This is a genomic window from Mesorhizobium sp. M4A.F.Ca.ET.050.02.1.1 (assembly GCF_003997725.1).
GTDB lineage: Bacteria > Pseudomonadota > Alphaproteobacteria > Rhizobiales > Rhizobiaceae > Mesorhizobium.
In genome coordinates, this window is the sequence record NZ_RZSG01001490.1 from 1 (window position 1) to 477 (window position 477).

The window sequence follows — 477 nt, forward strand, 5'->3', positions numbered from 1 at the left end:
TGATAACAGAGGCTGCAGGTAAACGTCGGATGAGTTCGGCCTTCGGCAGCTCTCCAGCAAGAATGAGAGCTTGCGACGCCAAATATTCCGCACTCCTGCTTGCCTGCAGCAAGGCCGGAGGCAATGTCGCGTGGGTGATCGATTCGCTCCGCAGGTAATCCGATAGTTCGGCACTCGCTTGGCGGAGCTCATCCGCAGGCAAATGCAAGGCGGCACCGGAGCCAAGCGCCATAATCATTTCCCAGGCACTGGCATCAAAACCCAAGGAGGCGAACTGCACCACTCGACTGTTTGAACCAACGCCAAACAGTCCGATCTGAGCCAGCCCCAGATTGACCACTCCGCGATGCTCGACCATGACGCCTTTTGGGGTTCCGGTTGAGCCGGAGGTGTAGATGACATAGGCGAGATGGCGGGAGGTAAGGCCAAGGGCGCGCGGCTCGGGATCGCAGGCGGGCAGTTCGGCCCAGGCCGGGG

At 60.4% G+C, this 477-nt stretch carries 1 protein-coding gene; it reads right to left on the reverse strand.

Going from position 1 to position 477, the window contains the following annotated elements:
• On the reverse strand, positions 1 to 477 hold a 477-nt coding region (locus EOA33_RS38310; RefSeq protein WP_145989624.1), incomplete at both ends, for an AMP-binding protein.